Origin of the sequence: Microbacterium sp. Se5.02b, assembly GCF_019464375.1 — a bacterium.
GTDB lineage: Bacteria > Actinomycetota > Actinomycetes > Actinomycetales > Microbacteriaceae > Microbacterium.
In genome coordinates this window covers 1,269,127-1,290,641 of sequence record NZ_CP080491.1, presented here as the reverse complement: position 1 = coordinate 1,290,641, position 21,515 = coordinate 1,269,127, and the positions used below count along the sequence as shown (strand labels likewise).

The following is a 21,515-nucleotide window of genomic DNA, read 5'->3' as shown; positions in this document are numbered from 1 at the left end:
ATGGTTGTGGTCGTCGGGCGCGCCGTCGTATCATCGTGCCAACCCGTTTATTGAGCAGTCGCTCGAAAATAGTGAGGTCGACGATGTCCCACCACGCCCCGCAGCCCGTGTCGATCGAGAAGATCGCCGCCCCGCACCCGCACGACCCCTTGACCGGCGCCGAGATCGCCGCGGCGAGGGCGGTGCTCGAGACGGCCGGCCTCATGACCGAGACCACGCGCGTGCCCATGCTGCTCCCCGACGAGCCGACCAAGGAGGAGCTCGCGGCCTGGCGGCCGGGGTCCCCATCGACCGCCGCGTCGACATCACCCTGCTCGACGTCGCGACGGGCGTCGCGACCGAGGCCGTCGTGTCGATCACGCGCGGCGAGGTCCTGCGCACCGAGCGCGTGCCGAACGACGCCCCGCCGTACGGTCAGCCGCAGTACCTGTTCGAGGAGTACGAGCGCGCCGAGATCATCGCCAAGGCTTCTCCCGAATGGCAGGCGGCCATGCGACGCCGCGGGTTGGAGGAGCACATGGCGCTCGCGTTCTGCGGCCCTCTCGCGCCGGGATACACCGGTCGCGCCGATGAGGTGGGTCGCCGCGTCATCCGCTCGCTGACCTTCCTCAAGTACGACGAGCAGGACTCCCCCTGGGCGCATCCGGTCGAGGGTCTCATCGTGCACATCGACCTCACGTCGAACAGCGTGATCCGCGTCGAGGACCACGGCGACGTCCCGGTCCCCGCCGGTCACGGCAACTACTACCCCGAGACGCAGGGCGCCGCCCGCACGTCGCTCAAGCCCATCGAGATCACGCAGCCCGAGGGCACGAGCTTCACGGTGTCCGGCTCCCTGGTGGAGTGGGAGGGCTGGTCGATGCGCGTCGACTTCAACGCGCGCGAAGGCCTCGTGCTCCACGATGTGAGCTTCCAGGGCCGCTCGGTGCTCAGCAGAGCCAGCGTGCCCGAGATGGTCGTGCCGTACGGCGACACGGCCCCCGGCCGCTTCTGGATCAGCTACTTCGACGCCGGAGAGTACCTGCTCGGCAAGAACGCGAACCACCTCGAGCTCGGCTGCGACTGCCTCGGCGTGATCCGCTACCTCGACGGATACGTCGCCGACGATCACGGCCACCCGGTGCGCATCCCCAACGTGGTCTGCATGCACGAGGAGGACTACGGCATCCTCTGGAAGCACACCGACCTCGCCGGACGCGCCGACGTGCGCCGCTCGCGCCGCTTCGTGGTGTCGTACTTCTCGACGATCGGCAACTACGACTACGGGTTCTACTGGAACTTCTCGCTCGACGGCTCGATCGAGGTCACCGCGAAGGCCACCGGCATCGTCTTCGCGGCGGCGGGCGAACCGGGCGTGCGGCAGAAGCACGCGACCGAACTCGCCCCCGGGGTCTTCGCACCCGTGCACCAGCATCTGTTCTGCGCTCGCCTCGATGTCGCGATCGACGGTGAGGACAACAGGCTCCTCGAGATCGACGCGCAGCGCGTTCCCATGGGCCCGGAGAATCCGTTCGGGAACGCGTTCACGTGGTCCGAGACGCCGCTGCGTACCGAGCACGAAGCACAGCGCGAGGCGGACTCCTCGGTCGCCCGCGTGTGGGAGGTGCAGAGCGCGTCGCGCACCAATCGCGTCGGGCGCCCCACCGCCTACCATCTGATCCCGGAGCCGACCGCCCTGCTGATGGCCGACCCGCAGTCGTCGGTCGCCGCGCGCGCCGCCTTCGCCACGAAGCACCTGTGGGCCACACGTCACGAACCGGGGCAGGTCTGGCCCGCCGGCCGCTATCCCAACGCGCATCAGGGCGGCGCTGGACTGCCGGAGTACACGGCGGGCGACCGGTCGATCGACGGCGAGGACATCGTGCTGTGGCACACGTTCGGGCTGACGCACTTCCCGCGGCCGGAGGACTGGCCCATCATGCCCGTCGACTACGCGGGATTCTGGTTCAAGCCGAACGGGTTCCTCGACCAGAACCCGGCGATGGACGTGCCGGAGTCGTCCCAGGCTCACGGCGCCGCCACGGAGGGATGCTGCGGCGGAGGCGCCTGCACCTGCGGACACTGAGCCGGGTCGGCCCGGCGGCGGATCAGGCGAGCGCGGAGATCGCGTCGCGCAGGATGCCGTCGGCGCCGTCGAGCGCGGATGCCGCGGTCTGCGGCGAGGCATCGGTCGCCAGCATCAGCAACGCGAGCTTGACCGAGCCCTCCGCGCCCTTCAGCGCCGCGGAGGCTTCGTCGATCCCCACGCCGGCGAGCTGCGACACGGTGCGGATCGACCGGGCGTGCAGCTTCTCGTTCGTGGCGAGCAGGTCGACCATGACGCCGCGATAGGTCTTGCCGAGCTTGATCATCGACAGCGTCGTGAGCATGTTCACGACGAGCTTCTGAGCGGTCCCGGACTTCAGGCGCGTCGATCCGGAGATGAACTCGGGTCCGGTGACGACCTCGATCGCGATCTCGGCGACCGCCCCGATCTCGGAGGAGGCGTTCGACGCGATCGCGACGGTGAGGGCTCCGACGGCTCTGGCGTGGTTCAACCCGCCGACGACGTAGGGGTGCGCCCCGACGCGGAGATGCCGACCACCGTGTCCAGGGCCGACAGCTCGAGGTCCCGCAGCGAGACGCCCGCCGCCTCCGCATCGTCTTCGGCGTTCTCGACCGCCGCGCGGATGGCGGTCTCGCCACCGGCGATCAGGCCCACCACCATCGAGGGGTCGGTCCCGAACGTGGGCGGGCATTCGCTCGCGTCGAGCACGCCGATGCGCCCCGCCGTGCCGGCGCCGATGTAGATGAGCCTCCCGCCGCGGCGGAACCGCTCGGTGATGCCGTCGACGGCAGCGGCGATCTCGGGGATGCGCTCCGCGACGGCTTCGGGCACCCGGCGATCCTCGGCGTTCATCCTGCGCACGAGCTCATCGGTGCCGAGCAGGTCCAGGTCGCCGCGTTCCGTCGTCGACGCCTCCGTATCGAGGTTCTCGAGCACGGAGAGGAGGGCGGCGAGTCGGGAGTCGTCATTCGGCACGGTGCACGAACCTTTCGTGAGGGAGATCGAGGCGTCGCGCGAGCAGCAGCGCGCCGTCGAGGGCGTCGCCCGACGCCGGCACGACGCGGCGGCCGGCGGCGCTCAGGGAGGAGTGGAGAACGCCGCGGAACCAGACGTGGTCTGCGAGCCCTCCATGGACCACCACATCGGCGGTCAGGGTCGAGGCGGCGACGGCTGTCGCCGTGAGCAGGCGGACGCCCTCGGCGACGATCGCGTCCGCGATCGGGTCTCCGGCTTCCGCGGCGTCGAGGACGAGCGGGGCGAGCGTCGCGAGTCGCCGAGGGAGGGGGCCGCTCTGCGCGAGCCAGGCCTGCACGTCGGACGCCGTGCCCACGGGGGCGGCGAGCGCGTCGGCGAGGGCGGTGCGGGGCGCGAGACCGTCATCGGCGCGCAGCAGTGCGCGCAGCGCCTCACGACCGAGCCACGACCCGCTGCCGAAATCGCCGAGTTCCGGGCCCCAGCCGTCGACGAGCCGGGCTCCGTCGTCGTCGATGCCGAGCGCCGCGGCCCCAGTGCCGGCGATGAGCAGCACTCCGGAACCGCCGTGCAGAGCGCCGGCGTGCGCGGTGACGACATCGGAGGCCACGGCGATACGAGCCCCGGTGGCCGCGGCCAGACGACGCGCCAGATCCTGCGCGGCATCCGGTGCGAGCCAGGCGCCGGCGGCGCCGACCCCGATGAGGTCGAGACCCTTCGCATCGTCGAGCAGCGACACGATGGCGTCCACCGCAGCGGCGACACCGCCTGCCGCAGCAGGCCCGGCGCTCCCCCGCCGGAGCGCTCGATGCGCGTAGCGTCGTGGATGACGACACGGCACCGCGACTTGCCGAGATCGACGGATGCGGTCGACTGCGCGCTCATCGGCTCTCCTCAGGGACTCGGTCAAGATGCAACGAAAAGAGACTACATGCGAAGTAGACTCACTGAAAAGAATTTACCATTCTTGTCACGACCGCCGTCACGACATACTGAGAATCCCCTATCCCCGGAGGACCGATTGAGCATCCAATCGACGATCGAAGCCGCCGCATCGACCCTGCCGCCGTCGCTCGCGCGCATCGCCGCCGTGGTGCGCGAGAACCCCTCGATCGTGATCGACAAGACGATCAACGAGCTCGCAGAGGAATGCCACACCTCGGTCGCCTCCGTCGTGCGGTTCTGCCGGGCGATCGGGTTCAGCGGCTACGCCCCGCTGCGCATGGCACTGGCGACCGAGCTCGGCAAAGAGGCCGCACAGTTCTCCGCCCGCGGGGCCTACGGGTCGGAGATCTCCGACGAGGACTCGCTCCAGGAAGCGGTGTCGAAGCTCGCCGCGCTGGAGCTGCTCGCGATCGAGGAGACCGTCGCCCGACTCGACTTCGACGTGCTCGAAGCGGCCATCGACGCGATCGACGGCGCCGACCGGATCCTCCTCTACGGCATCGGCGCGAGCCAGTTCGTCGCCGAGGACCTGGCCCACAAGCTCCTGCGCGTCGGCCGCAACGCCCACGTGCTCTCCGACTCGCACGAAGCGGTCGCAGCGAGCGTGCTGCAGTCCGCGCCGACCGTCGCGATCGGCTTCTCGCATGCGGGTTCGACGATCGAGACGGTGCGCTTCCTCGAGACCGCGCGGGCCAACGGCTCCGCCACCGTCGCCGTGACCTCGGCGAAGGACTCCCCCTCGCCCGCGTCGCCGACCACGCCCTGTTCACCGAAGTGCGCGAATCGGCGTTCCGCGCCGGCGCCATGGTCAGCCGCATCGCACAGCTCGCCCTCGTGGACTGCCTGTTCATCGGCGTCGCGAAGCGGCGGTTCGCCGAGACGGTCGACGCCCTGCAGCGCACCCGCCAGGCGACCAACGCGCTCCGGGACTGAGGCGGGCGCGCCCCGCTCACGCGTCGGCGTGCGCCCCGATCGACCCGGCTGTGCGCAGGAACACGATGATCCAGCTGAAGATGAGCACGGCAGCGATGAGCTCGACGGCCGTGAGGTTGTAGTACCCGACGGCGAAGAACGCCGCGAGCAGGATGATCACCAGCACGTACGCCCAGCCGAGGCCGACGAACACACGCGGGATGCTCCGCAGGAACCACGGCAGACCGATCACGATCACCGCGAACACGACGCACATGCCGGTCGCCACCGTGTTGTGCACGAGGAAGAACTCGTCGACCGGGAAGAGCCCGACGCACGCGAGGAGGATCCCGAGCAGGATCAGCCCGCCGCGCACCACGAATCGTCCTCGGCGGTCGAGGGGGTCCTCCGCAGGCAGTCCCGCCGTCGCGTACCGCGAGATCGTGGTCACCATGATTCCGGCGATGATCAGCGTCGTGTTGAACGCGACCGAGGCGCTGTTGCTGCTCATGCCGAGGGCGGAGAGGTTGTCACGCCACCAGTGCACGTCGCTCGAGGCGAGCATGCTGGCGAAGGCGCCGACCACCAGGAACACCGCCAGCACCAGTGACAGCACCATGGGGGTGAGGGCGACGGCGCTCAGGAACGACACGTAGCCGGTCAAGGCGAACGCCACAGCGACCAGCACCGCACCGGGGAAAGGGAACACCGGCGCATCCGTGAAGCTGCGCTCCAGCAGCTCCGCGACACCGAGCCACCCCAGGAACGCGATGGCCGCGTGCGCGAAGGCGATGGCCGCGAGGTCGTACCAGCGCAGTCGATCGCCGGGGACGCTGAACCCGTCGCGAGCGGCACCGGGATCCCCCTTCTCGGGCCGCACGGCCAGGCGTCCGAACGTGAACGCGATCACGGCGGCGACGGCCCCGCCGTATGCCGCGAAGAGGCCGATCGACCCGGCGCCGCTGATCGCCAGCTCGCGCCCCCAGAACACCGGCAGCGCGATCAGGAAACCCGCGAGGAGGAAGCCGCTGCCCACGATCAGGGCCGTCGCCTCGAACACGGCGGCATCGGTCGCCGGTCCGCGCACCTGCCTCAGCACCTGCCGCACCCGACCGGCGAGCGTCTTGAGCGATCCATCCGTCACGGTCCACATCATAGAAGTCGTCCCGTCGACCGGATGCCGGTGATACCATCGCGGAACGGATCGTATACAACGTCGTCGTTCCACCATCCCGAGGTGATCAGTCATGAACGGTGCACCCGCCGCCGAATCGGTGTCCACTCTTGTCGCGCGCAACATCAGCGACTTCCGCGCCGCCGTCTCCGAGTCCTTCGTCCCGTTGCAGGTGACGACCGCCGGCCCCGATCACTTCCGCGGCGTGATCCGCGGCGCCTCGGTCGACGAGGTGCACGTGAACGATCTGCGCGCCACCTCGCACGTCGTCGAGCGCACCCCGGAGCTGATCGCGCGCTCCGACCGCTCCTACTTCAAGGTCAGCCTGATGCTCGCCGGTACCGGCCTGTTGATCCAGGACGACCGCGAAGCCGTGCTGCAGGCGGGCGACCTCGCCGTGTACGACACCGATCGCCCCTACTCCCTCGTGTTCGACCAGGACTTCCGCACCATGGTCGTGATGTTCCCCAAGCACCTCATCAGCCTTCCCGCCGACATGGTCGGACAGCTGACCGCCGTGCGCATCTCCGGTCATGAGGGCCTCGGCAGCATGGTGGTGCCGTATCTGACGCAGCTCGCGGGCAATCTCGACCAGCTCGCCGGAACCACCGGAGCGCGACTCGCACACAGCGCCCTCGACCTCGTCACGACGGTCTTCACCCGTGAGCTCGGCCTCGACGAGGTGTCGGCCGACCCGCATCGGGCTCTGGTGCAGCGCATCCGCTCGTACATCGACCGCAACCTCGCCTCGACGGACCTCGGCCCCGCCACGATCGCCGCAGCTCACTACATCTCGACCCGCCACCTGCACGGGCTGTTCCAGGAGCAGGGCGTCACGGTCTCGACCTGGATCCGCACCCGACGCCTGGAGCAGTGCCGCCGCGACCTGCTCGACCCCATGCTCGCCGACCGTCCGGTCGCCGCGATCGCGGCCCGCTGGGGGTTCGTCGACGCCGCGCACTTCAGCCGCGCGTTCAAGTCGACCTTCGGCGTCTCCCCCAGCGAGTACCGCGCAGGGCACTGACGTCGCCGCACACGTCACGCCGGCCGTCGACCCTTGCCCGGGAGGGCACGCCGGTTGACTCTCGGCGCGCGATGGCCGCCGCGGCCTTGAGCGGATGACGGGCCCGGACCGAGCATGAGGCAAGCGCACCGCGACGACGCGGTGCCCGGAGCATCGATGCTCCGCCGCGTGCGACGTCAGGACCCCCATGACCGACATCTCCACCGACCCGGCACTCGACCAGTGGCGCACGTACGACGAGTTCGCCGCCGGCATCGACACGTTCCGTCTGCCGAACAGCGCGCTCACCGGAACGGCCCTCACGCTCGCGCTGGACGACGGCACATCGCTGGCCCTGCGCTTCTCCGACGACACGGTCGCCTGGGACGGACTCGGCGCCTCCGGCACCGACCCGTATGACGCGGTGCGGGTGCGCGACGACGTCGTCTTCGTCAACATCCCGATGCACAGCCGCCCTCGCGAAGCCGTCACGGTGGTGTTCTCCACGACGACGAACCGTGCCACGGTGGTCCGCTCGCGCATCGCCGCAGAGGCCGTGGAAGGCACTCCGCAGGTCGGGCAGGACTTCTGGGCGGCGACGACCGACGCCGGCCCTGCGACGGGCGAGGTCCCCGGACCGAGCCGCGACCTCATCGGCAAGCGCAACGTCTACCGGTACAGCCCGCACCACCTGTACGAGCACGTGTACATCTCGAGCCGGCGCTACGCGTGGCAGTGCCTGGAGGGCGTGCAGCGCGGTCACGGCGACATGGACCTGTCGACCGTGTGGAAGTTCGCCGACGGCCTGTACCTTTTCTGCTTCCGTGAGTTCCGCATCGCGGTCGCCAGCGTGTGGCTGCACGACCTGGGCTACCCGCTGATGACGACGGGGATCTTCCTCGGGCTCAACGGGGACGGCGAGGCGGAGCACTCCCGCGGCGGCGGCCACATCTATCCCCTGGGCTCGGTCGCCTACCCCGACGCCCAACCCGTCTGACCTCCGCTCCGCACGGCCCCGAAGGAGAACCGCATGAGCAACGCAGACCTGATCCGCGAGCACTACGCCGCCAACGATCGCGGCGACCTCGACGGCATGCTGGCGCCGTTCGCCGCCGACATCCGCTGGACCGAGGCGGCGGGGTTCCCCTACGCGGGGACGTACATCGGCCCAGACGCCGTCGCCGAGAACGTGTTCGGTCGCATCCAGGAGGAATGGGACGACTACACCGTCGCGATCGACGAGGTCGTCGACGGCGGCGACGTGATCGTGGGGATCGGCACCTACTCCGGCACCTACACGCAGACCGGACGCTTCTTCGCCGCCCGCGTCGCCCACGTGTGGCGGGTCGCAAACGGCGAGGTCGTCGCGTTCGAGCAGTTCACCGACACCGAGCTCGTCAACCGCGCCCTGCGGCCCTGAACGCGGCCTGCAGCCGCACACGCACAGCACCACCGCACCACGGCACCACCCAGGTACGACCCGAAAACGAGAGGCAGGAATCACATGAACAAGCGAGTATCCGGCACTGCGGCGCTCATCGCCGTGGCAGCCCTCGCCCTGGCCGGCTGCGCCGGTGGAGACGGCGGATCCGGCGGAGGCGAAGGCGCCCCGATCGTGGTCGGCTCCGTCAACACCATCAGCGGCCCCGCGACGTTCCCCGAGGCGTCGCAGGCCGCCGCCGCGGTGTTCGACGCCTTCAACGAAGACGGCGGACTCGACGGACGCACGATCGACTACAAGATGCTCGACGACAAGGGCGACCCGGCAACGGCCACCGCGTCGGCCAGGGAGCTCGTGGGCAGCGACGGTGCGGTCGCGCTCGTCGGCTCCGCGAGCCTCATCGAGTGCGAGATCAACGCCAAGTACTACGAGCAGGAGGGGATCCTCTCCCTGCCGGGCATCGGAGTGGACACCGGGTGCTTCGCCAGCGACAACATCTCGCCGGCGAACGTCGGGCCGTTCAACGACATGACCCTCACGCTGCAGTACGGCTCCGAGGTGCTGGGCCTCGACGACATCTGCATCCTCCTGGAGATCGCCGGCTCCACCCGGCCGACCTATCAGGCTGCGATCGACAAGTGGACCGAGAACACCGGCAAGGAGCCGAAGTACGTCGACGACACCGTCCCGTACGGCGCCTCCGACTACACGCCGTACATCGTCAAGGCCCGCGACCAGGGCTGCAAGGCACTGGCGATCAACCCGGTCGAGCCCGATGCGATCGGACAGGTGAAGGCCGCGAACGCCCAGGGCTGGGACGACGTGACCTGGCTGTACCTGACGAGCGTCTACAGCGAGAACTTCGCCGACGCGATCGACAACGCGGGCGCCGGCATCTACGTGCCCGCCGAGTTCTACCCGTTCACGGACGACGATGAGATCAACGCCGACTGGCGCGAGCTGATGGAAGCCAACGACATCCCGCTCACCTCGTTCAGCCAGGGCGGCTATCTCGCCGCGAAGTACTTCATCGAGGTGCTCGAGGGCATCGACGGCGACATCACCCGCGAGTCGGTCTCCGAGGCGTTGAAGAGCATGGACCCGATCGAGAACCCGATGGTGGGGACGCCCTACGCGTTCGGCACGCAGAACACCGCCGGCTGGCCGATCATCCTCGAATCCGGCACGAACGCCTGGGAGAAGGTCGCCGACGACTGGCTCCGCATCGGCGAATGACCCCCTGACCGCCTGCCGCCGGGCGCATTACCGGCGGCAGGCCCCTCCCCTCGGAACCGAAAGGACGCCTCATGCTGCAAGGCGCCATCGCCGGCCTCGCCGCCGGCGGTCTCTACGCCGTTCTCGGAGTCTGCCTGACTCTGATGTCCCGGCTCGTCAGGGTGGTGAACTTCGCACAGGCCGCGACCGGGATGTTCGGCGCGTTCACCGCCGTGTGGTTCGTCCGCGAGCTCGGCCTGCCGATCTGGCTCGGATCCGTGCTCGGCGTGCTGGTGGCAGGGCTCCTCGCCGCGGCGATCGGCTTCATCGCCGCGACTTGGCTCTCCGAGGCGTCCACCACCACCCGGTCCGCGATGACCGTCGGGCCGCTGCTGCTGCTCATCTCGATGTCGTTCATCCTGTTCGGCAACAAACCGCAGCCCTTCACGCCGATCATCGCGGGCCCCGCCTTCTCGATCGGCGGCGTCGTGATCAGCCAGGTCACCGTCGCGACGGTCGCCATGGCGATCGTCACCGCGATCGCCGTGCGGATCGTGCTGCGACGCACCAGGGTCGGCACACAGCTGCGGGCGCTCTCGGAGCGCCCGACCACCGCCGAGCTCCTCGGCATCCGCTCGCGCCCGCTCTCGATCGCGGTCTGGTTCGTCACGGGGTGATCAGCGCGATCGCGATCATCATCGTGGCGCCGTCGCAGTCGAACGACGCGACGAGCCTGTCGATGCTGATCGTGCCCGCCGCCGCGGCCGCGCTGCTCGGCGGCTTCCGCCGGCTCGACCTCGCCGTCGTCGGCGGGATCGTGCTGGGCGTGCTCGGCGGTCTCGTCGCGCAGATCGACGAGGTGGCGCTCGTGCGCAACTTCCTCCCGTTCCTGTTCATCGTCGTCCTGCTGCTCTGGACGCAGCGCAAGGAGGTGTGGGATGCCGCTCGCTGACCGTCCCTGGTTCCGGATCACCTGGCCGTTCGCGGTGGCCGTCGTCGGCATCGGCGTCGGCGCGATCCTCAGTGCCGCCCTTCCGGGGTACTTCGTGTTCCTCGCGATCAGCGCGGTCACCGCGGCGATCGCGATCCTCGGGCTGGGCATCGTCACCGGTTCCGCCGGGATGATCGCGCTGTGCCAACTCACCTTCGCCGCCGTCGGCGCGTGGATCGTCTCGCTGCTGAACGTCATGCAGGCCCCGGGCGGGTTCCTCGTGTGGCTCGTCCTCGGCGGGGTCGCCGCCGGCCTGGTCGGCATCCTCGTCGGACTCCCCGCGCTGCGTCTGCGCGGCGTGAACCTCGCCGTCGTCACGCTGGGGTTCGCGGCGGCCGCCGATGTGACCCTCGTGCAGATCCAGTTCCCCGGCTCGGCCGACGGCACCGCGATCGAGCGACCGGAGATGTTCTCGAACGACCGGCAGTTCTTCTTCCTCTCCATCGTCGTCCTCGCGGTCTGCGCGCTCGGGGTGTTCTTCCTGCAGCGCGGCCGCTGGGGCTCGAGCTGGAAAGCCGTGGCATTCTCCGAGCGCGGAACGGCCGCGGCGGGGCAGAGCGTGCAGACGGCCAAGCTCACCGCCTTCGCGGTGTCTGCGGCGCTCGGAGGCATCTCGGGCGGCCTGCTCGCGGGCCAGGTGCAGCTGCCGTTCGCGTCGAGCTTCACCCCGCTGCAATCGCTCGCGCTCTACGTGCTGGCGATCATGTCGGGGGCGCACCTGATCGACATGGCGATCTTCGGCGGCCTGCTCTGGGTCCTGGTACCCGAACTCCTCAAGCGCTGGGGCGTCCCGCAGGACTGGGGCTTCGTCGTGTTCGGCGTGCTCGGCGTGCAGGCGCTCACCAGCGGCACCAACCTCGGCCAGGGCATCCGCAACCTCATCTACCGCCGCGCCGACCGACGGACCGCGAACGCCGCGCTCTCCGCACTGCCACCCGACGCCGGGACGGATGCCGCAGCGATCACCACCACGACGACGGCGACCGTGGACGAGGCCGCCCTCGACGGCGCTCCCGTGCTCACCGTCGAGGGGCTCACGGTGCAGTTCGGAGCCCTCAAGGCGCTGGACGACGTGTCGTTCTCGGTGCCGGCCGCTTCGATCATGGGACTCATCGGCCCGAACGGCGCCGGCAAGTCGACCTTCGTCGATGCGATCAGCGGATTCCTTCCCCAGCACGGCGGCAGGGTGCTCTTGGGCGACCACGACCTCGCCGGCCTCTCCCCGACGCGGCGCGCCCGACTCGGACTGCGTCGCACGTTCCAACAGGATCGCGTCCCCCGGCCCTCACCGTGGGTGCGTACGTGCGCTTCGTGGCACGGCGTCGCCTCGCCACCGCGGACATCGAGGAGGTGCTGGCGTTCTTCGGCTGCCCGCCCGCCCGGGCGCGACTGTCGAGCGTCGATGTCGGGACGCGCCGTCTGGTCGAGGTGGCCGCCAACGTCGCGGCACGTCCTCGCCTGCTGATCCTCGACGAACCCGCAGCCGGACTCTCGCACGAGGAGCACCTCGCCCTCGCCGCCCGGCTGCGCGAGCTGCCGGCGCGCTACGGCGTCGCGCTCATCATCATCGAACACGACCTCGATCTCGTCCGCTCCGTGTGCCCGACCCTGACCGTGCTCGACTTCGGTCGGGTGCTGGCCACCGGGCCCCAGGCCGAGGTCCTCGCGAACCCCGACGTCGTCAAGGCGTACATGGGAGAGACGGAGCTGCTGACATGAGCGAACTCGTCCTCGACGCCGTGACCGTACGGCGCGGCGCAGGTCCGGTGATCTCGGACGTCTCCCTGCGGGTCGCCGGCGGAGAGGTGCTGGCGCTCGTCGGCCCGAACGGGGCAGGCAAGACCAGCCTGATCGAATCGGTGTCCGGCGTGACCCCCATTCGGCGGGAACCATCACCCTCGACGGGGAGCCGATCGACAAGCTGTCCCGCGTCGCACGGGCCCGCCGCGGCATCGTGCACATCGAGCAGGGGCGCGCGGTCTTCCCCGCTGACCGTGCGGGAGAACATCTCCCTCACCGCGCGCACCTCCGCGGAGCAGGACGCCGTGCTGGCGCAGTTCCCCGAGCTCGAGAAACGCATCGACGCGCCGACCGCCCTGCTCTCCGGCGGCGAGCAGCAGATGGTGGTGCTCGCGCGGGCGTTCGCCGCGAAGCCGCGGATCCTGCTGATCGACGAGATGTCGCTGGGGCTCGCCCCGGTGGTGTTCATGCGGCTGATGCCGATCGTGAAGTCGATCGCCGAGTCCGGAGTGGGGTGCTGCTGGTCGAGCAGTTCACACAGCTCGCGCTGGGACTCGCCGCGGAGGCTGTGGTCGTCGCCGGCGGTCGCGTGTCGTTCCAGGGCACGGCCGAGGCGCTGCAGGCCGACCCCGCGCTCCTGCACCGCGCCTACCTCGGCGGCTGACTACGCACCTCATCCCGCCGCCCGCCACGTCTCGCTCAGCTCGCACACGCGATCCGCTCCCGCAGCGGCGGGTGCGGCTAGCCTGAAGGGGTGACCCAGACCATCCACGCCCGCGCCGCCCTCCTCGATATGGACGGCACCCTCGTCGACTCGACCGCGGTGGTGGAGCGACTGTGGTTGGCCTGGGCGGAGCCGCACGGGATCGCGCCCGAGACGGTGCTCAGCGTCGTGCACGGCCGTCAGGGCCACCAGAGCATGGCGATCATGCTCCCCGAGCGCGACCATGCCATCAACCTCCGCGAGAACGACCTCATGCTCGCGACCGAGGCCGGGGACGTGGACGGCGTCGTCATGATCGCGGGCGCCGACGGTCTGCTCGACGCCCTGGAGCCCTTTCCCCACGCCGTGGTGACCTCGGCCAACGTCGCCCTCATGACGGCGCGGATGCGGCAGGCCGGACTGACCGTGCCCGCCCTCGCCGTGACGGCCGAGGATGTCTCGGCCTCGAAACCGGACCCGGAGGGCTTCCTCCTCGCCGCGCGCACCCTCGGCATCGACCCCGAGGACTGCGTGGTGTTCGAGGACTCCGGAGCCGGGATCCAGGCCGCCCACGCCGCGGGCATGCGCGTGATCGGCGTCGGACCGCACGCCGCCGCCCACGCCCCGACCGCGCACGTCGACGACCTCACGCACGTGTCGATCGTCGCAGCGGACGGCGGCTTCGAGCTCCGGATCGGCTGACCCGCCCCGCGACCGCGCCCGTCACGTCGACTATGCGGCGGAGCGGTGCGCCACAGGTCGCCGTCGCAGAGCGGTCTCGAGCACGGCGGGCGGGTTGTACTGCTGGTCGAGGCGCCCGACGTCGGTGCCCGGCGCGACGATCGCGTCGATGCGGTCGAGCACCTCATCCGTGAGCGCGACGTCGACACCGGCGAGCAGGTCGTCCAGCTGCTCCATCGACCGCGGGCCGATGAGCGCACTCGTGACGCCGGGGTGCGCGATCGCGAACGCCATCGCGAGATGGGTCATCCGGATGCCGGTCTCCTCGGAGAGGGCGACGACCTGCTCCACGGCGTCGATCCGCCGCTCGTCCTGGTTGTGCCGGAACATGGTCGCGCGTGCGAGGTCGCTCTGCTGTCCCCTCCGGAATCGTCCGGTCAGCATGCCGCCGGCGAGAGGGCTCCACACGAGGGTGCCCATGCCGTAGCGCTGTGCGACAGGCAGGACCTCCCGTTCGATGCCACGGTTCAGGATCGAGTACGTCGGCTGCTCCGTGCGGAACCGCTCGAGTCCCCGACGCTCCGAGGTCCACTGCGCCTCGACCTGCATCGATGCAGGGAAGTCCGAGCTGCCGATCGCACGCACCTTGCCGCTGCGAACGAGATCGGTGAGCGCGGAGAGCGTCTCCTCGAGGTCGACGGTGTCGTCCGGACGGTGCGCCTGGTACAGATCGATGTGGTCGGTTCCCAGCCGACGGAGCGAGCCCTCGACGGCGCGCATGATCCACCGGCGCGAGTTGCCGCGGCTGTTGGGGTCATCGCCCATCGGCCCGTTGAACTTCGTGGCGAGGACGACGTCGTCACGGCGGCCGGCGAGCGCCTTGCCGATGAGCTCCTCGGAGCCGCCCTGCGAGTAGCGATCAGCCGTGTCGATGATGTTGATGCCCGCGTCGATGGCACGGTGCACGATGCGGATGGAATCCCGCTCGTCGCCGTTTCCGATGCTGCCGTCGGTGCCGAGCATCATGGCGCCGAGGGCGAAGGGGCTGACCTGGATGCCTGTCCTGCCGAGGGTGCGGTACTGCATGTCCTGTTCCTTCCGTCGATGGCGTGCTGCTGTCCGGTGCTCTATCGTTGACCGAAGTGGAACGCCTTTCCGGAAGCATACGGAACGACGTTCCGTTTATGCAACCCCTGGAGGATCCATGCGCGCCGACGCCCGCCGCAATGCTGACGCTCTCACCGACGCCGCGCGCGAGGTCTTCGCGACGGAGGGGGTCGACGCGCCCGCGAGACTGATCGCCGAGCGCGCGGGTGTCGGAGTCGGCACCCTGTATCGGCGGTTCCCGACGCGTTCGGACCTCGTGGTCGCCGTCTTCCGACACGCCGTCGATGCCACCGCAGTGGCTGCCGACGAACTCGCCGCAGCGCACGCTCCTGACGAAGCGCTCGCCCTGTGGCTGCAGCGCTTCACGCAGTTCATCGCCACGAAACGCGGCCTCGCTGCTGCCCTGCACTCCGGAGACCCCGCGTTCGAGGCGCTCCCGTCGTACTTCACCGCCGAACTCGGCGGAGCCCTCGAACGTCTCCTCGACGCCGCCGCCGACGCCGGGACGATCCGCCCCGACGTCGACGCGAGACAGCTCCTGTATGCCGCGGCGAACCTCTGCCACCCGCCGGATCGGAGGAGCAGAGCCAGACCCTGGTCGGTCTGCTGGTGGACGGCCTCCGCTACCGCGCCGCAGCGGGGGTCCGCGCCTGACGTCCCCGTCCGGCTACATCCCGGCGTGGTCGAACGCGATCGTCGGAACGTCGACGACGTGCGATCCGCCATCCGCCACGATCACGGCCCCCGTGATGTACGACGACTCGCCGGAGCCGAGGAACCGCACGACTGAGGCGATCTCGGCGGGACGCGCAGGGCGCCGCAGCGGAACGTCGGCCGTGACCTTGGCGTAGCCCTCCTCCCGGGAGGCGAGTCCGGCGTGCGCGGCGAACTCGTCCATCTCCTCGTCGGCCATCGGCGTCTGCACCCAGCCGGGGCAGATCGCGTTCACGCGCACGCCGTGTCGGCCGTAGTCGCGGGCAGGGTGCGGGTGAGTCCGACCAGGGCATGCTTGCCGACCGTGTATCCGGCCACCGATGGGCCCGCGAAGAGACCGGCCAGCGACGACACGATCACGATCTGCCCCTTGGCCTCGATCAGGGCGGGAAGCGCCTCGCGCGCCATCGTGAACGCCGTCGTGAGGTTGGCGCGGATCGCGGCGTCCCAGCTCTCGTCGTCGGTCTCGCCGACCGGGGAGAACCCGTGTCCTCCGGCGTTCGCCACCAGCACGTCGATGCGCCCGAACCGCGCCAGCACCTCGGCCACCGCGGCCTTCGCCGATGCCGTGTCTGCCGCATCGGCGATGATCGGCACCGCGCCGACTGCGCGCTCGACCTCGTGCAACGGCTCAGGACGACGCCCGACGACGACGACGTGCGCCCCCTCGGCTGCATATCTCTCCGCGATGGCGGCGCCGATGCCCGTGCCGCCTCCTGTGATGACGACGACGCGTCCGGAGACCGTCGATCCGACCACGATTCCCATGTGTGCTCCTCGGTGTTGTGTTCTGTATGCGGTGTTCTGCGTGCGGCACCCTGGTGCTCGACACGGGGGCGGTCGGCCCGGCTCGACCGCGCTAGGCGGGGAACCCGGAACGGGCGGTGTAACCGAAATCGCTGAGGAGGCTGGCACCGTTGACCGCCCTCGTCCGCGGCGACACCAGGTAGGTCACGTGGGCGGCGACCTCCTCCGCCGTCTGCACCGGGAACGGCGGCGCGTCGAACGCCTCCGCCCCGAGGTCCCCCGACTCATCGGGGTGTCGACGATCGAGGGAGCGACCGCGTTCACACGGATCCCCGTGTCGGCGAGGTCGACTGCGAGGGCGCGGCCGAACTGGACCAGGGCGGCCTTGGACGTGCAGTACGGCACCATCCCGGGTGAGGCGACGAAGGCCGAGTCGCTCGCGAGCAGCACCACGGATGCGGCACCGGCCGCCCGCAGCGCCGGCAGCGCGTGCTTCAGCACCAGGAAGGGACCCGTGACGTTGACCGCGAGCACCGCGTTCCACGCGGCGAGGTCGATCTCCTCGATCGACGCTCCGACGGGCCCCGAGACCCCCGCGCAGCACACCACGGCATCGAGGCGGCCGAGCATCTCGACGGCATCCTCGACCGCCGTGCGCACCTGATCCTCGTCCGTCACATCGGCGACAACGACGACCGCGTCCCCCGTCGCGGTCTCGCTCGCCCGCACGGCGGCGGCGGTGACTTCCACCGCGGCGCGATCCCTGTCCAGCAGGGCGACGCGAACACCCTCCGCGGCGAGCGCGACCGCCGTCGCACGACCGATGCCGCTTCCGGCGCCCGTGATCAGGGCTGCCGTGCCGTGCAGCTGCAGGTCCATCGCATCCTCCCCGCGCCGTCCGGCACGCGGTGGTGCGGCAGGGGACGGCGGCGTCTCACGGTCATCCTGCTCCCCGGGTGACACCGAGGCGACGCCGCCCGTCGGGGTGTGCACGGTGACACCATCGTCCTTCGCTCAGGGTCAAGCACGGCCGAGGCCGCGCGAGCAGACTCGCTCTATCGGCGATTCCCCTCGTCGTCGATGCCGTGTCCGCACGGCCGTCACCCAGCAAAGGAGCCGACGTGGCAGAACAGACTTCTGCGTCCACGACGACGCAGCACCACACCTCCCTCCGCCCCGGCGCTCTCGGCGTCGCCGGCATCGTCTTCCTGGTCCTCGCCGCGGTCGCGCCGTTGACGGGCATCGTGGTCGTGGCCTCGCTCGCGATCGCCCTGGGCAACGGCGGCGGCACCCCGATGTCGTTCTTCCTGGTCGCGGCGATCCTGCTGCTGTTCGCGGTCGGCTACGCGCAGATGTCGAAGCAGCTCGTGAATGCGGGCGGCTTCTACGCGTTCGTCGTGAAGGGGCTCGGCCGCACGGGTGGACTCGTCGCCGGACTCATCGCCACACTCGGCTACAACTTCTTCGTGGTCGGCACGATCGGCACGAGCGGCTTCTTCATGCAGACGATCATCCGCGACCTCACCGGACTCGACGTGCACTGGCTCGTGTGGGGGCTGCTGTCGATCGTCGTGTGCTTCATCCTGGCCAGGGTCGGGGTCGACTTCAGCTCGAAGATCCTCGGCGTGTGCCTCCTGCTCGAGGTGCTGATGCTGGTCGTGTTCGACGTCTCCGTGCTCGTGCAGACCGGGTACGACGTCGCGGCGTTCAGCCCCGAGGCCGTGTTCTCCGGCTCGCTGCCGATCGGTCTGCTGCTCGCGGCCACCGGGTTCCTCGGTTTCGAGGCGACCGCGCTGTTCAGCGAGGAGGCCAAGCAGCCGCTGCGCACGATCCCGCGCGCCACCTACACCTCGATCATCGCGATCGGCGTCATCCTCGGTGTGACGACCTGGGCCGTGGTGAGCGCGACCGGGGTGGCGCAGGCGCAGGCCACCGCGCTCGAGCACCTGCCGACGGGCGATCTGATCTTCTCGCTCTCGCAGCAGTACCTGGGCGGACCCCTGACGACCGTGATGATGGTGCTGCTCCTGGTGAGCCTGTTCGCCGCGATGCTCGCGTTCCACAACTCGGCGACGCGCTACCTCTACTCCCTGGGTCGGGCGAGGATCCTCCCGCAGGCTCTCGCCCGCACCCGCGCGAACGGCGCACCACAGCTGGCGGGCGTCGTCCAGGCGGGCTTCGCCGCGATCGTCGCGATCATCTTCGCGATCGCCGGCGCCGACCCCATCGTGACCCTCGTGCCCGCCATGCTCGGCTTCGGCACGCTCAGCGTGCTGATCCTGCAGGGACTGGCCGCGATCTCGATCGTGGTGTACTTCCGCAGGAGGAACGACCCGCGGTGGTGGAGCACGTTCATCGCCCCTGGCATCGGCTTCCTCGGCATCGCCGCGATCTCGATCCTCGCTGTCGTGAACTTCGACATCGTGGCCGGGTCGCAGGAACTCGCGATCCGTCTGATGCCTCTGCTGCTCGTGCTCGCCCTGATCGGCGGGCTCGTGTACGGCGCCTATCTCCAGCGTTCGAAGCCCGCCGTGTACGAGGGCCTCGCCACCGACCTGGAGCGGTTCAGCGACCGCTGAGCCGTTCCCCCGCACCCCGCACCCACTCCGACCGAAGGAAAGACATGACGACGCTCAACCCCGCCGACACCTCGACCTGGTTGCCGCTGGAGGGCCTCGCCCCCGGCTTCGACGCCAACAAGGCCCCGCACAGCACCGCGCTGAGCGGCCGCGAGATCACGGTCGTCGACGGCCGAGGCACCCGCATCGTGCACCGCTTCGCCGACACCACCGTCACCTGGGACTACCGACCGGGAGCCGACGACGACACCGCCGCGGCGTCGGACACCGACGACTACGAGGCGTTCGAGGTCGACGCCGACCTGTTCTTCGTGCAGTTCCACCACCGGTACCTGCCGAACGAGGCCGTCTCGCTGATCCTCGACCTTCGTCACGGCCGCTCACTGGCCGTGCTGTCGGAGATCCTTCCGGCGCCGGAGCAGGGCCGCACGCGGGTGCAGCACCACTTCGGGCCCGGCACGATCGAGGGCGCCGAGGTCACGGGCACCGAGGCCGCCCCGACCACGACCCTCATCGGACGCCGCGTCGAATGGGTGTACAGCGAGGAGCACGCGTACGAGCACGTGTACCTGTCGTCGCGGTGGTACTCGTGGCAGTGTCTCGCGGGCCCCGAGCGCGGCCTGGCCGACACCGACGAGAACAGCGTGTGGGAGATCCGTCCCGGCATCTACGTGTTCGCGTGGCGCGAGAAGGTCATCCCCTGCGCCTCCGTGACGATCGCCGACCACCGTGACGTGAACGCGATCCGCTCGCACGGCGTGCTGTTCGGCCTCGACGAGAGCGGCGAGGTGCCGACGCACTTCACCTTCGGGGCGCACGGCCGCCTGCTCTCCACCACGGTGCACACGCCCGAGCTCGAGCCCGCATCGTTCGGAGAGGCCTGACATGACCGACGTCGCCGACCTCATCGTGAGCGGCTCCGTGATCCGGACGGCCGACCGCGCGAACCCCGTCGTCGAGGCGTTCGCCGTCCGCGACGGCCGGATCCTCGCCGTGGGATCACGGTCCGACATGGAGTCGTACCGCGGCCGCAGGACGCAGCTGCTCGAGGTCGGCGACGCGGCGGTGTATCCGGGCTTCGTCGACGTGCACAACCACCACGCGCTCGCGGGACGCACCGACCTGTTCGAGCTGTCGCTGGCACCGTCGTTGCCGTTGGAGGGGGTCCTCGACCGCGTGCGCGAACACGCCGCGGGGCTCCCCGAAGACGCCTGGATCGTCGGCGGAGCAGTCGCGACCACGCTGCTGCCGGCGCTCGCGAACACCGCGAGTCGCCGTCTTCTCGACGAGGCGGCCGGCGGGCGTCCGGTGATGCTGATGGAGGACTCTCGGCACAACCGCTGGGCGAACACGCGGGCTCTCGAGCTCGCGGGCATCACGGCGGAGAGCATCCCCGCTTCCGGGGTGACACTGCTCGACCCGGACGACGGGACCCCCTCGGGCGTCCTGCTGGAGGCCGCGGGCATCCCGGTACAGGAGGCATATGACCGCACGGGAGGTCTCACCCCCGCCCAGCACGCGGCCGCATCGCGGCGGGGCATCGAGATCCTCAACTCCTACGGCGTCACCGCGTTCCAGGACGCGGGGGTCTCGGTCGACATCCTCGCAGCCCTCGCCGACCTCGACCATGCCGACGAGCTGAACGCCTGGGTCGTCTCCTCGCTGCTGATCAACGACGAGATCTTCGGCTTCGACCCGATCGGCGCCCCGCTGCTCGATCGCGGCGAGGAGTTCCGCACGGACCATCACCGCCCCGACTTCGTGAAGATCTTCCTCGATGGAGTGCCGCCGGCGCGCACGGCCTCGTTCCTGGAGCCCTACCCCGCGGATCCCGTGCACGGTTCGCATTTCCACGGCGAGACGACCATGACCCTGGACGAGCTCACGGGCTGGTTGCGCGCGGTCGCCGACCGCGGTCTCGGTGCGAAGGTGCACTGCACGGGAGACGGCTCCGCCCGTCTGGTCCTCGACGCCGCCGAGCGGTTGCGGTCCGACGGTGTCACCACGCCGGTGCAGATCGCCCACGGGCAGTTCCTCGCCGAGTCCGACATCCCGCGGTTGGCGGCACTCGACGTCGCGGCCGACATCTCCCCTTCATCTGGTATCCGGGCGTTATCCCGCAGGCTCTGGCCGAGGTGCTGGGCGAACGCGCGGAGCACTCCCAGCCGAACCGCGCGCTGCTGGATGCGGGGGCGCTCGTCGCCGGGGGCTCGGACTGGCCCGTGAGCGACTCGCCGAACACCCTCGAGGGGCTCCAGGGTCTCGTCACCAGGGCCGACCCGCTCGGCAGGGCATCGGGCACGCTCTGGCCCGCGCAGGCGATCACGGCCGAGGAGGCGCTCGAGGTCTTCACGATCAACGCCGCGACAGCGATGGGGCTCGGCACGGAGACCGGTTCGCTCACGCCAGGCAAGTCCGCCGACTTCGTCGTGCTCGCGCGCGATGCGATCGCCGGACCCGCGGAGGACATCGTGCGCACTCCGGTCGTGTCGACCTGGTTCGCGGGTCGCCGCGTGCACGGGAACTGATCCCGGATGCGGCGCT

21 protein-coding genes and 4 pseudogenes are annotated in these 21,515 nt (G+C 70.1%); 19 read left to right on the top strand and 6 right to left on the bottom strand.

From position 1 onward, the window contains the following. Positions 1 to 83: 83 nt before the first annotated feature. Both K1X59_RS22785 and K1X59_RS06460 read left to right on the top strand, forming a co-directional pair. Positions 84 to 316: pseudogene (locus K1X59_RS22785) on the top strand (tyramine oxidase); the annotation flags it as partial. Next, on the top strand, positions 305 to 2,065 hold the full coding sequence (locus K1X59_RS06460; protein WP_396652602.1) for a primary-amine oxidase: 1,761 nt from the start codon (positions 305 to 307) through the stop codon (positions 2,063 to 2,065). The pseudogene K1X59_RS22785 and the gene K1X59_RS06460, both read left to right, overlap by 12 nt. Before the next feature lie 22 nt (positions 2,066 to 2,087). Here K1X59_RS06460 and murQ read toward each other — a convergent pair. Continuing rightward, positions 2,088 to 2,983, bottom strand: a pseudogene (murQ, locus tag K1X59_RS06455) (N-acetylmuramic acid 6-phosphate etherase). A 28-nt stretch (positions 2,984 to 3,011) separates the two neighbouring features. Continuing rightward, positions 3,012 to 3,929, bottom strand: coding sequence for an N-acetylglucosamine kinase (locus tag K1X59_RS06450; protein ID WP_220174052.1), 918 nt, complete (start codon positions 3,927 to 3,929; stop codon positions 3,012 to 3,014). On the opposite strand from K1X59_RS06450, the pseudogene K1X59_RS06445 reads away from it, so the two are divergent. Both K1X59_RS06445 and K1X59_RS21030 read left to right on the top strand, forming a co-directional pair. Further along, positions 3,828 to 4,643 (top strand): annotated as a pseudogene (locus K1X59_RS06445) (MurR/RpiR family transcriptional regulator); the annotation flags it as partial. The gene K1X59_RS06450 and the pseudogene K1X59_RS06445 overlap by 102 nt on opposite strands. 95 nt (positions 4,644 to 4,738) lie before the next feature. After that, complete coding sequence (locus K1X59_RS21030) at positions 4,739 to 4,897, top strand: hypothetical protein (protein WP_258567130.1); 159 nt, start codon at positions 4,739 to 4,741, stop codon at positions 4,895 to 4,897. 16 nt (positions 4,898 to 4,913) lie between these two features. Here the strand turns inward: K1X59_RS21030 and K1X59_RS06440 are convergent, their stop codons facing one another. Then, entirely contained in the window at positions 4,914 to 6,020 is a 1,107-nt protein-coding gene (locus tag K1X59_RS06440) for a DUF998 domain-containing protein (RefSeq protein WP_244632457.1), read from the bottom strand. Positions 6,021 to 6,123: 103 nt separating this feature from the next. Here K1X59_RS06440 and K1X59_RS06435 point away from each other — a divergent pair, with 103 nt between their 5' ends. The 10 genes from K1X59_RS06435 (at position 6,124) to K1X59_RS06400 (ending at position 13,845) form a co-directional block, all read left to right on the top strand. After that, positions 6,124 to 7,074 carry a helix-turn-helix domain-containing protein gene (locus tag K1X59_RS06435; protein ID WP_220174051.1) on the top strand — a complete coding sequence of 317 codons (951 nt, stop codon included), beginning with the start codon at positions 6,124 to 6,126 and terminating at the stop codon, positions 7,072 to 7,074. 187 nt (positions 7,075 to 7,261) lie between these two features. After that, complete coding sequence (locus tag K1X59_RS06430; protein ID WP_183152211.1) at positions 7,262 to 8,050, top strand: MoaF C-terminal domain-containing protein; 789 nt, start codon at positions 7,262 to 7,264, stop codon at positions 8,048 to 8,050. 33 nt (positions 8,051 to 8,083) lie between these two features. Continuing rightward, positions 8,084 to 8,473, top strand: coding sequence for a nuclear transport factor 2 family protein (locus K1X59_RS06425; protein ID WP_183152210.1), 390 nt, complete (start codon positions 8,084 to 8,086; stop codon positions 8,471 to 8,473). Positions 8,474 to 8,557: 84 nt separating this feature from the next. Then, entirely contained in the window at positions 8,558 to 9,730 is a 1,173-nt protein-coding gene (locus tag K1X59_RS06420) for an ABC transporter substrate-binding protein (protein WP_183152209.1), read from the top strand. Between the two features lie 71 nt (positions 9,731 to 9,801). Continuing rightward, positions 9,802 to 10,386, top strand: coding sequence for a branched-chain amino acid ABC transporter permease (locus tag K1X59_RS06415; RefSeq protein WP_258567128.1), 585 nt, complete (start codon positions 9,802 to 9,804; stop codon positions 10,384 to 10,386). Next, positions 10,383 to 10,661 carry a hypothetical protein gene (locus K1X59_RS21025; RefSeq protein WP_258567127.1) on the top strand — a complete coding sequence of 93 codons (279 nt, stop codon included), beginning with the start codon at positions 10,383 to 10,385 and terminating at the stop codon, positions 10,659 to 10,661. Before K1X59_RS06415 ends, K1X59_RS21025 begins: the two co-directional genes overlap by 4 nt. Then, positions 10,648 to 12,165 (top strand): ABC transporter permease subunit, encoded by a 1,518-nt coding sequence (locus tag K1X59_RS22365; RefSeq protein ID WP_309491634.1) that lies wholly within the window; start codon positions 10,648 to 10,650, stop codon positions 12,163 to 12,165. The genes K1X59_RS21025 and K1X59_RS22365 overlap by 14 nt, the downstream gene beginning before the upstream one ends. Continuing rightward, positions 12,129 to 12,419 (top strand): hypothetical protein, encoded by a 291-nt coding sequence (locus K1X59_RS21010; RefSeq protein WP_258567126.1) that lies wholly within the window; start codon positions 12,129 to 12,131, stop codon positions 12,417 to 12,419. Before K1X59_RS22365 ends, K1X59_RS21010 begins: the two co-directional genes overlap by 37 nt. Further along, positions 12,416 to 13,198 (top strand): ATP-binding cassette domain-containing protein, encoded by a 783-nt coding sequence (locus K1X59_RS06405; RefSeq protein ID WP_220174050.1) that lies wholly within the window; start codon positions 12,416 to 12,418, stop codon positions 13,196 to 13,198. The genes K1X59_RS21010 and K1X59_RS06405 overlap by 4 nt, the downstream gene beginning before the upstream one ends. Continuing rightward, on the top strand, positions 13,195 to 13,845 hold the full coding sequence (locus K1X59_RS06400; protein ID WP_183152208.1) for an HAD-IA family hydrolase: 651 nt from the start codon (positions 13,195 to 13,197) through the stop codon (positions 13,843 to 13,845). The genes K1X59_RS06405 and K1X59_RS06400 overlap by 4 nt, the downstream gene beginning before the upstream one ends. A 30-nt stretch (positions 13,846 to 13,875) precedes the next feature. Here the strand turns inward: K1X59_RS06400 and K1X59_RS06395 are convergent, their stop codons facing one another. Further along, positions 13,876 to 14,910, bottom strand: coding sequence for an aldo/keto reductase (locus K1X59_RS06395; RefSeq protein ID WP_183152207.1), 1,035 nt, complete (start codon positions 14,908 to 14,910; stop codon positions 13,876 to 13,878). Here K1X59_RS06395 and K1X59_RS06390 point away from each other — a divergent pair. Beyond that, positions 14,792 to 15,721 carry a TetR family transcriptional regulator gene (locus K1X59_RS06390; protein WP_309491633.1) on the top strand — a complete coding sequence of 310 codons (930 nt, stop codon included), beginning with the start codon at positions 14,792 to 14,794 and terminating at the stop codon, positions 15,719 to 15,721. The genes K1X59_RS06395 and K1X59_RS06390 overlap by 119 nt on opposite strands. Here K1X59_RS06390 and K1X59_RS06385 read toward each other — a convergent pair. After that, positions 15,704 to 16,413 (bottom strand): annotated as a pseudogene (locus tag K1X59_RS06385) (SDR family NAD(P)-dependent oxidoreductase); the annotation flags it as partial. The gene K1X59_RS06390 and the pseudogene K1X59_RS06385 sit on opposite strands and share 18 nt — an antisense overlap. A gap of 183 nt (positions 16,414 to 16,596) precedes the next feature. Then, positions 16,597 to 17,385 (bottom strand): SDR family NAD(P)-dependent oxidoreductase, encoded by a 789-nt coding sequence (locus tag K1X59_RS06380; RefSeq protein WP_258567124.1) that lies wholly within the window; start codon positions 17,383 to 17,385, stop codon positions 16,597 to 16,599. A 128-nt stretch (positions 17,386 to 17,513) separates the two neighbouring features. On the opposite strand from K1X59_RS06380, the gene K1X59_RS06375 reads away from it, so the two are divergent. The 4 genes from K1X59_RS06375 to K1X59_RS21005 are packed head-to-tail and all read left to right on the top strand — an operon-like array spanning position 17,514 to position 21,499. Beyond that, a complete protein-coding gene (locus K1X59_RS06375) occupies positions 17,514 to 18,971 on the top strand; it encodes an APC family permease (protein WP_220174049.1) in 1,458 nt (485 codons plus the stop codon). Between the two features lie 44 nt (positions 18,972 to 19,015). Next, entirely contained in the window at positions 19,016 to 19,855 is an 840-nt protein-coding gene (locus K1X59_RS06370; protein ID WP_183152205.1) for a molybdenum cofactor biosynthesis F family protein, read from the top strand. A gap of 1 nt (position 19,856) precedes the next feature. Then, complete coding sequence (locus K1X59_RS06365; RefSeq protein ID WP_258567123.1) at positions 19,857 to 21,197, top strand: amidohydrolase; 1,341 nt, start codon at positions 19,857 to 19,859, stop codon at positions 21,195 to 21,197. After that, positions 21,107 to 21,499 carry an amidohydrolase family protein gene (locus K1X59_RS21005; RefSeq protein WP_258567122.1) on the top strand — a complete coding sequence of 131 codons (393 nt, stop codon included), beginning with the start codon at positions 21,107 to 21,109 and terminating at the stop codon, positions 21,497 to 21,499. The genes K1X59_RS06365 and K1X59_RS21005 overlap by 91 nt, the downstream gene beginning before the upstream one ends. The last annotated feature ends 16 nt before the right edge of the window (positions 21,500 to 21,515 follow it).

Bases quoted from the DNA above. Each gene is read 5' to 3' on its own strand.
- K1X59_RS06435 (WP_220174051.1), top strand. From the start codon at position 6,124: ATGAACGGTGCACCCGCCGCCGAATCGGTGTCCACTCTTGTCGCGCGC.
- K1X59_RS06430 (WP_183152211.1), top strand. From the start codon at position 7,262: ATGACCGACATCTCCACCGACCCGGCACTCGACCAGTGGCGCACGTAC.
- K1X59_RS06425 (WP_183152210.1), top strand. From the start codon at position 8,084: ATGAGCAACGCAGACCTGATCCGCGAGCACTACGCCGCCAACGATCGC.
- K1X59_RS06420 (WP_183152209.1), top strand. From the start codon at position 8,558: ATGAACAAGCGAGTATCCGGCACTGCGGCGCTCATCGCCGTGGCAGCC.
- K1X59_RS06415 (WP_258567128.1), top strand. From the start codon at position 9,802: ATGCTGCAAGGCGCCATCGCCGGCCTCGCCGCCGGCGGTCTCTACGCC.
- K1X59_RS22365 (WP_309491634.1), top strand. From the start codon at position 10,648: ATGCCGCTCGCTGACCGTCCCTGGTTCCGGATCACCTGGCCGTTCGCG.
- K1X59_RS06405 (WP_220174050.1), top strand. From the start codon at position 12,416: ATGAGCGAACTCGTCCTCGACGCCGTGACCGTACGGCGCGGCGCAGGT.
- K1X59_RS06390 (WP_309491633.1), top strand. From the start codon at position 14,792: ATGCGGATGGAATCCCGCTCGTCGCCGTTTCCGATGCTGCCGTCGGTG.
- K1X59_RS06395 (WP_183152207.1), bottom strand. From the start codon at position 14,910: ATGCAGTACCGCACCCTCGGCAGGACAGGCATCCAGGTCAGCCCCTTC.
- K1X59_RS06370 (WP_183152205.1), top strand. From the start codon at position 19,016: ATGACGACGCTCAACCCCGCCGACACCTCGACCTGGTTGCCGCTGGAG.
- K1X59_RS06365 (WP_258567123.1), top strand. From the start codon at position 19,857: ATGACCGACGTCGCCGACCTCATCGTGAGCGGCTCCGTGATCCGGACG.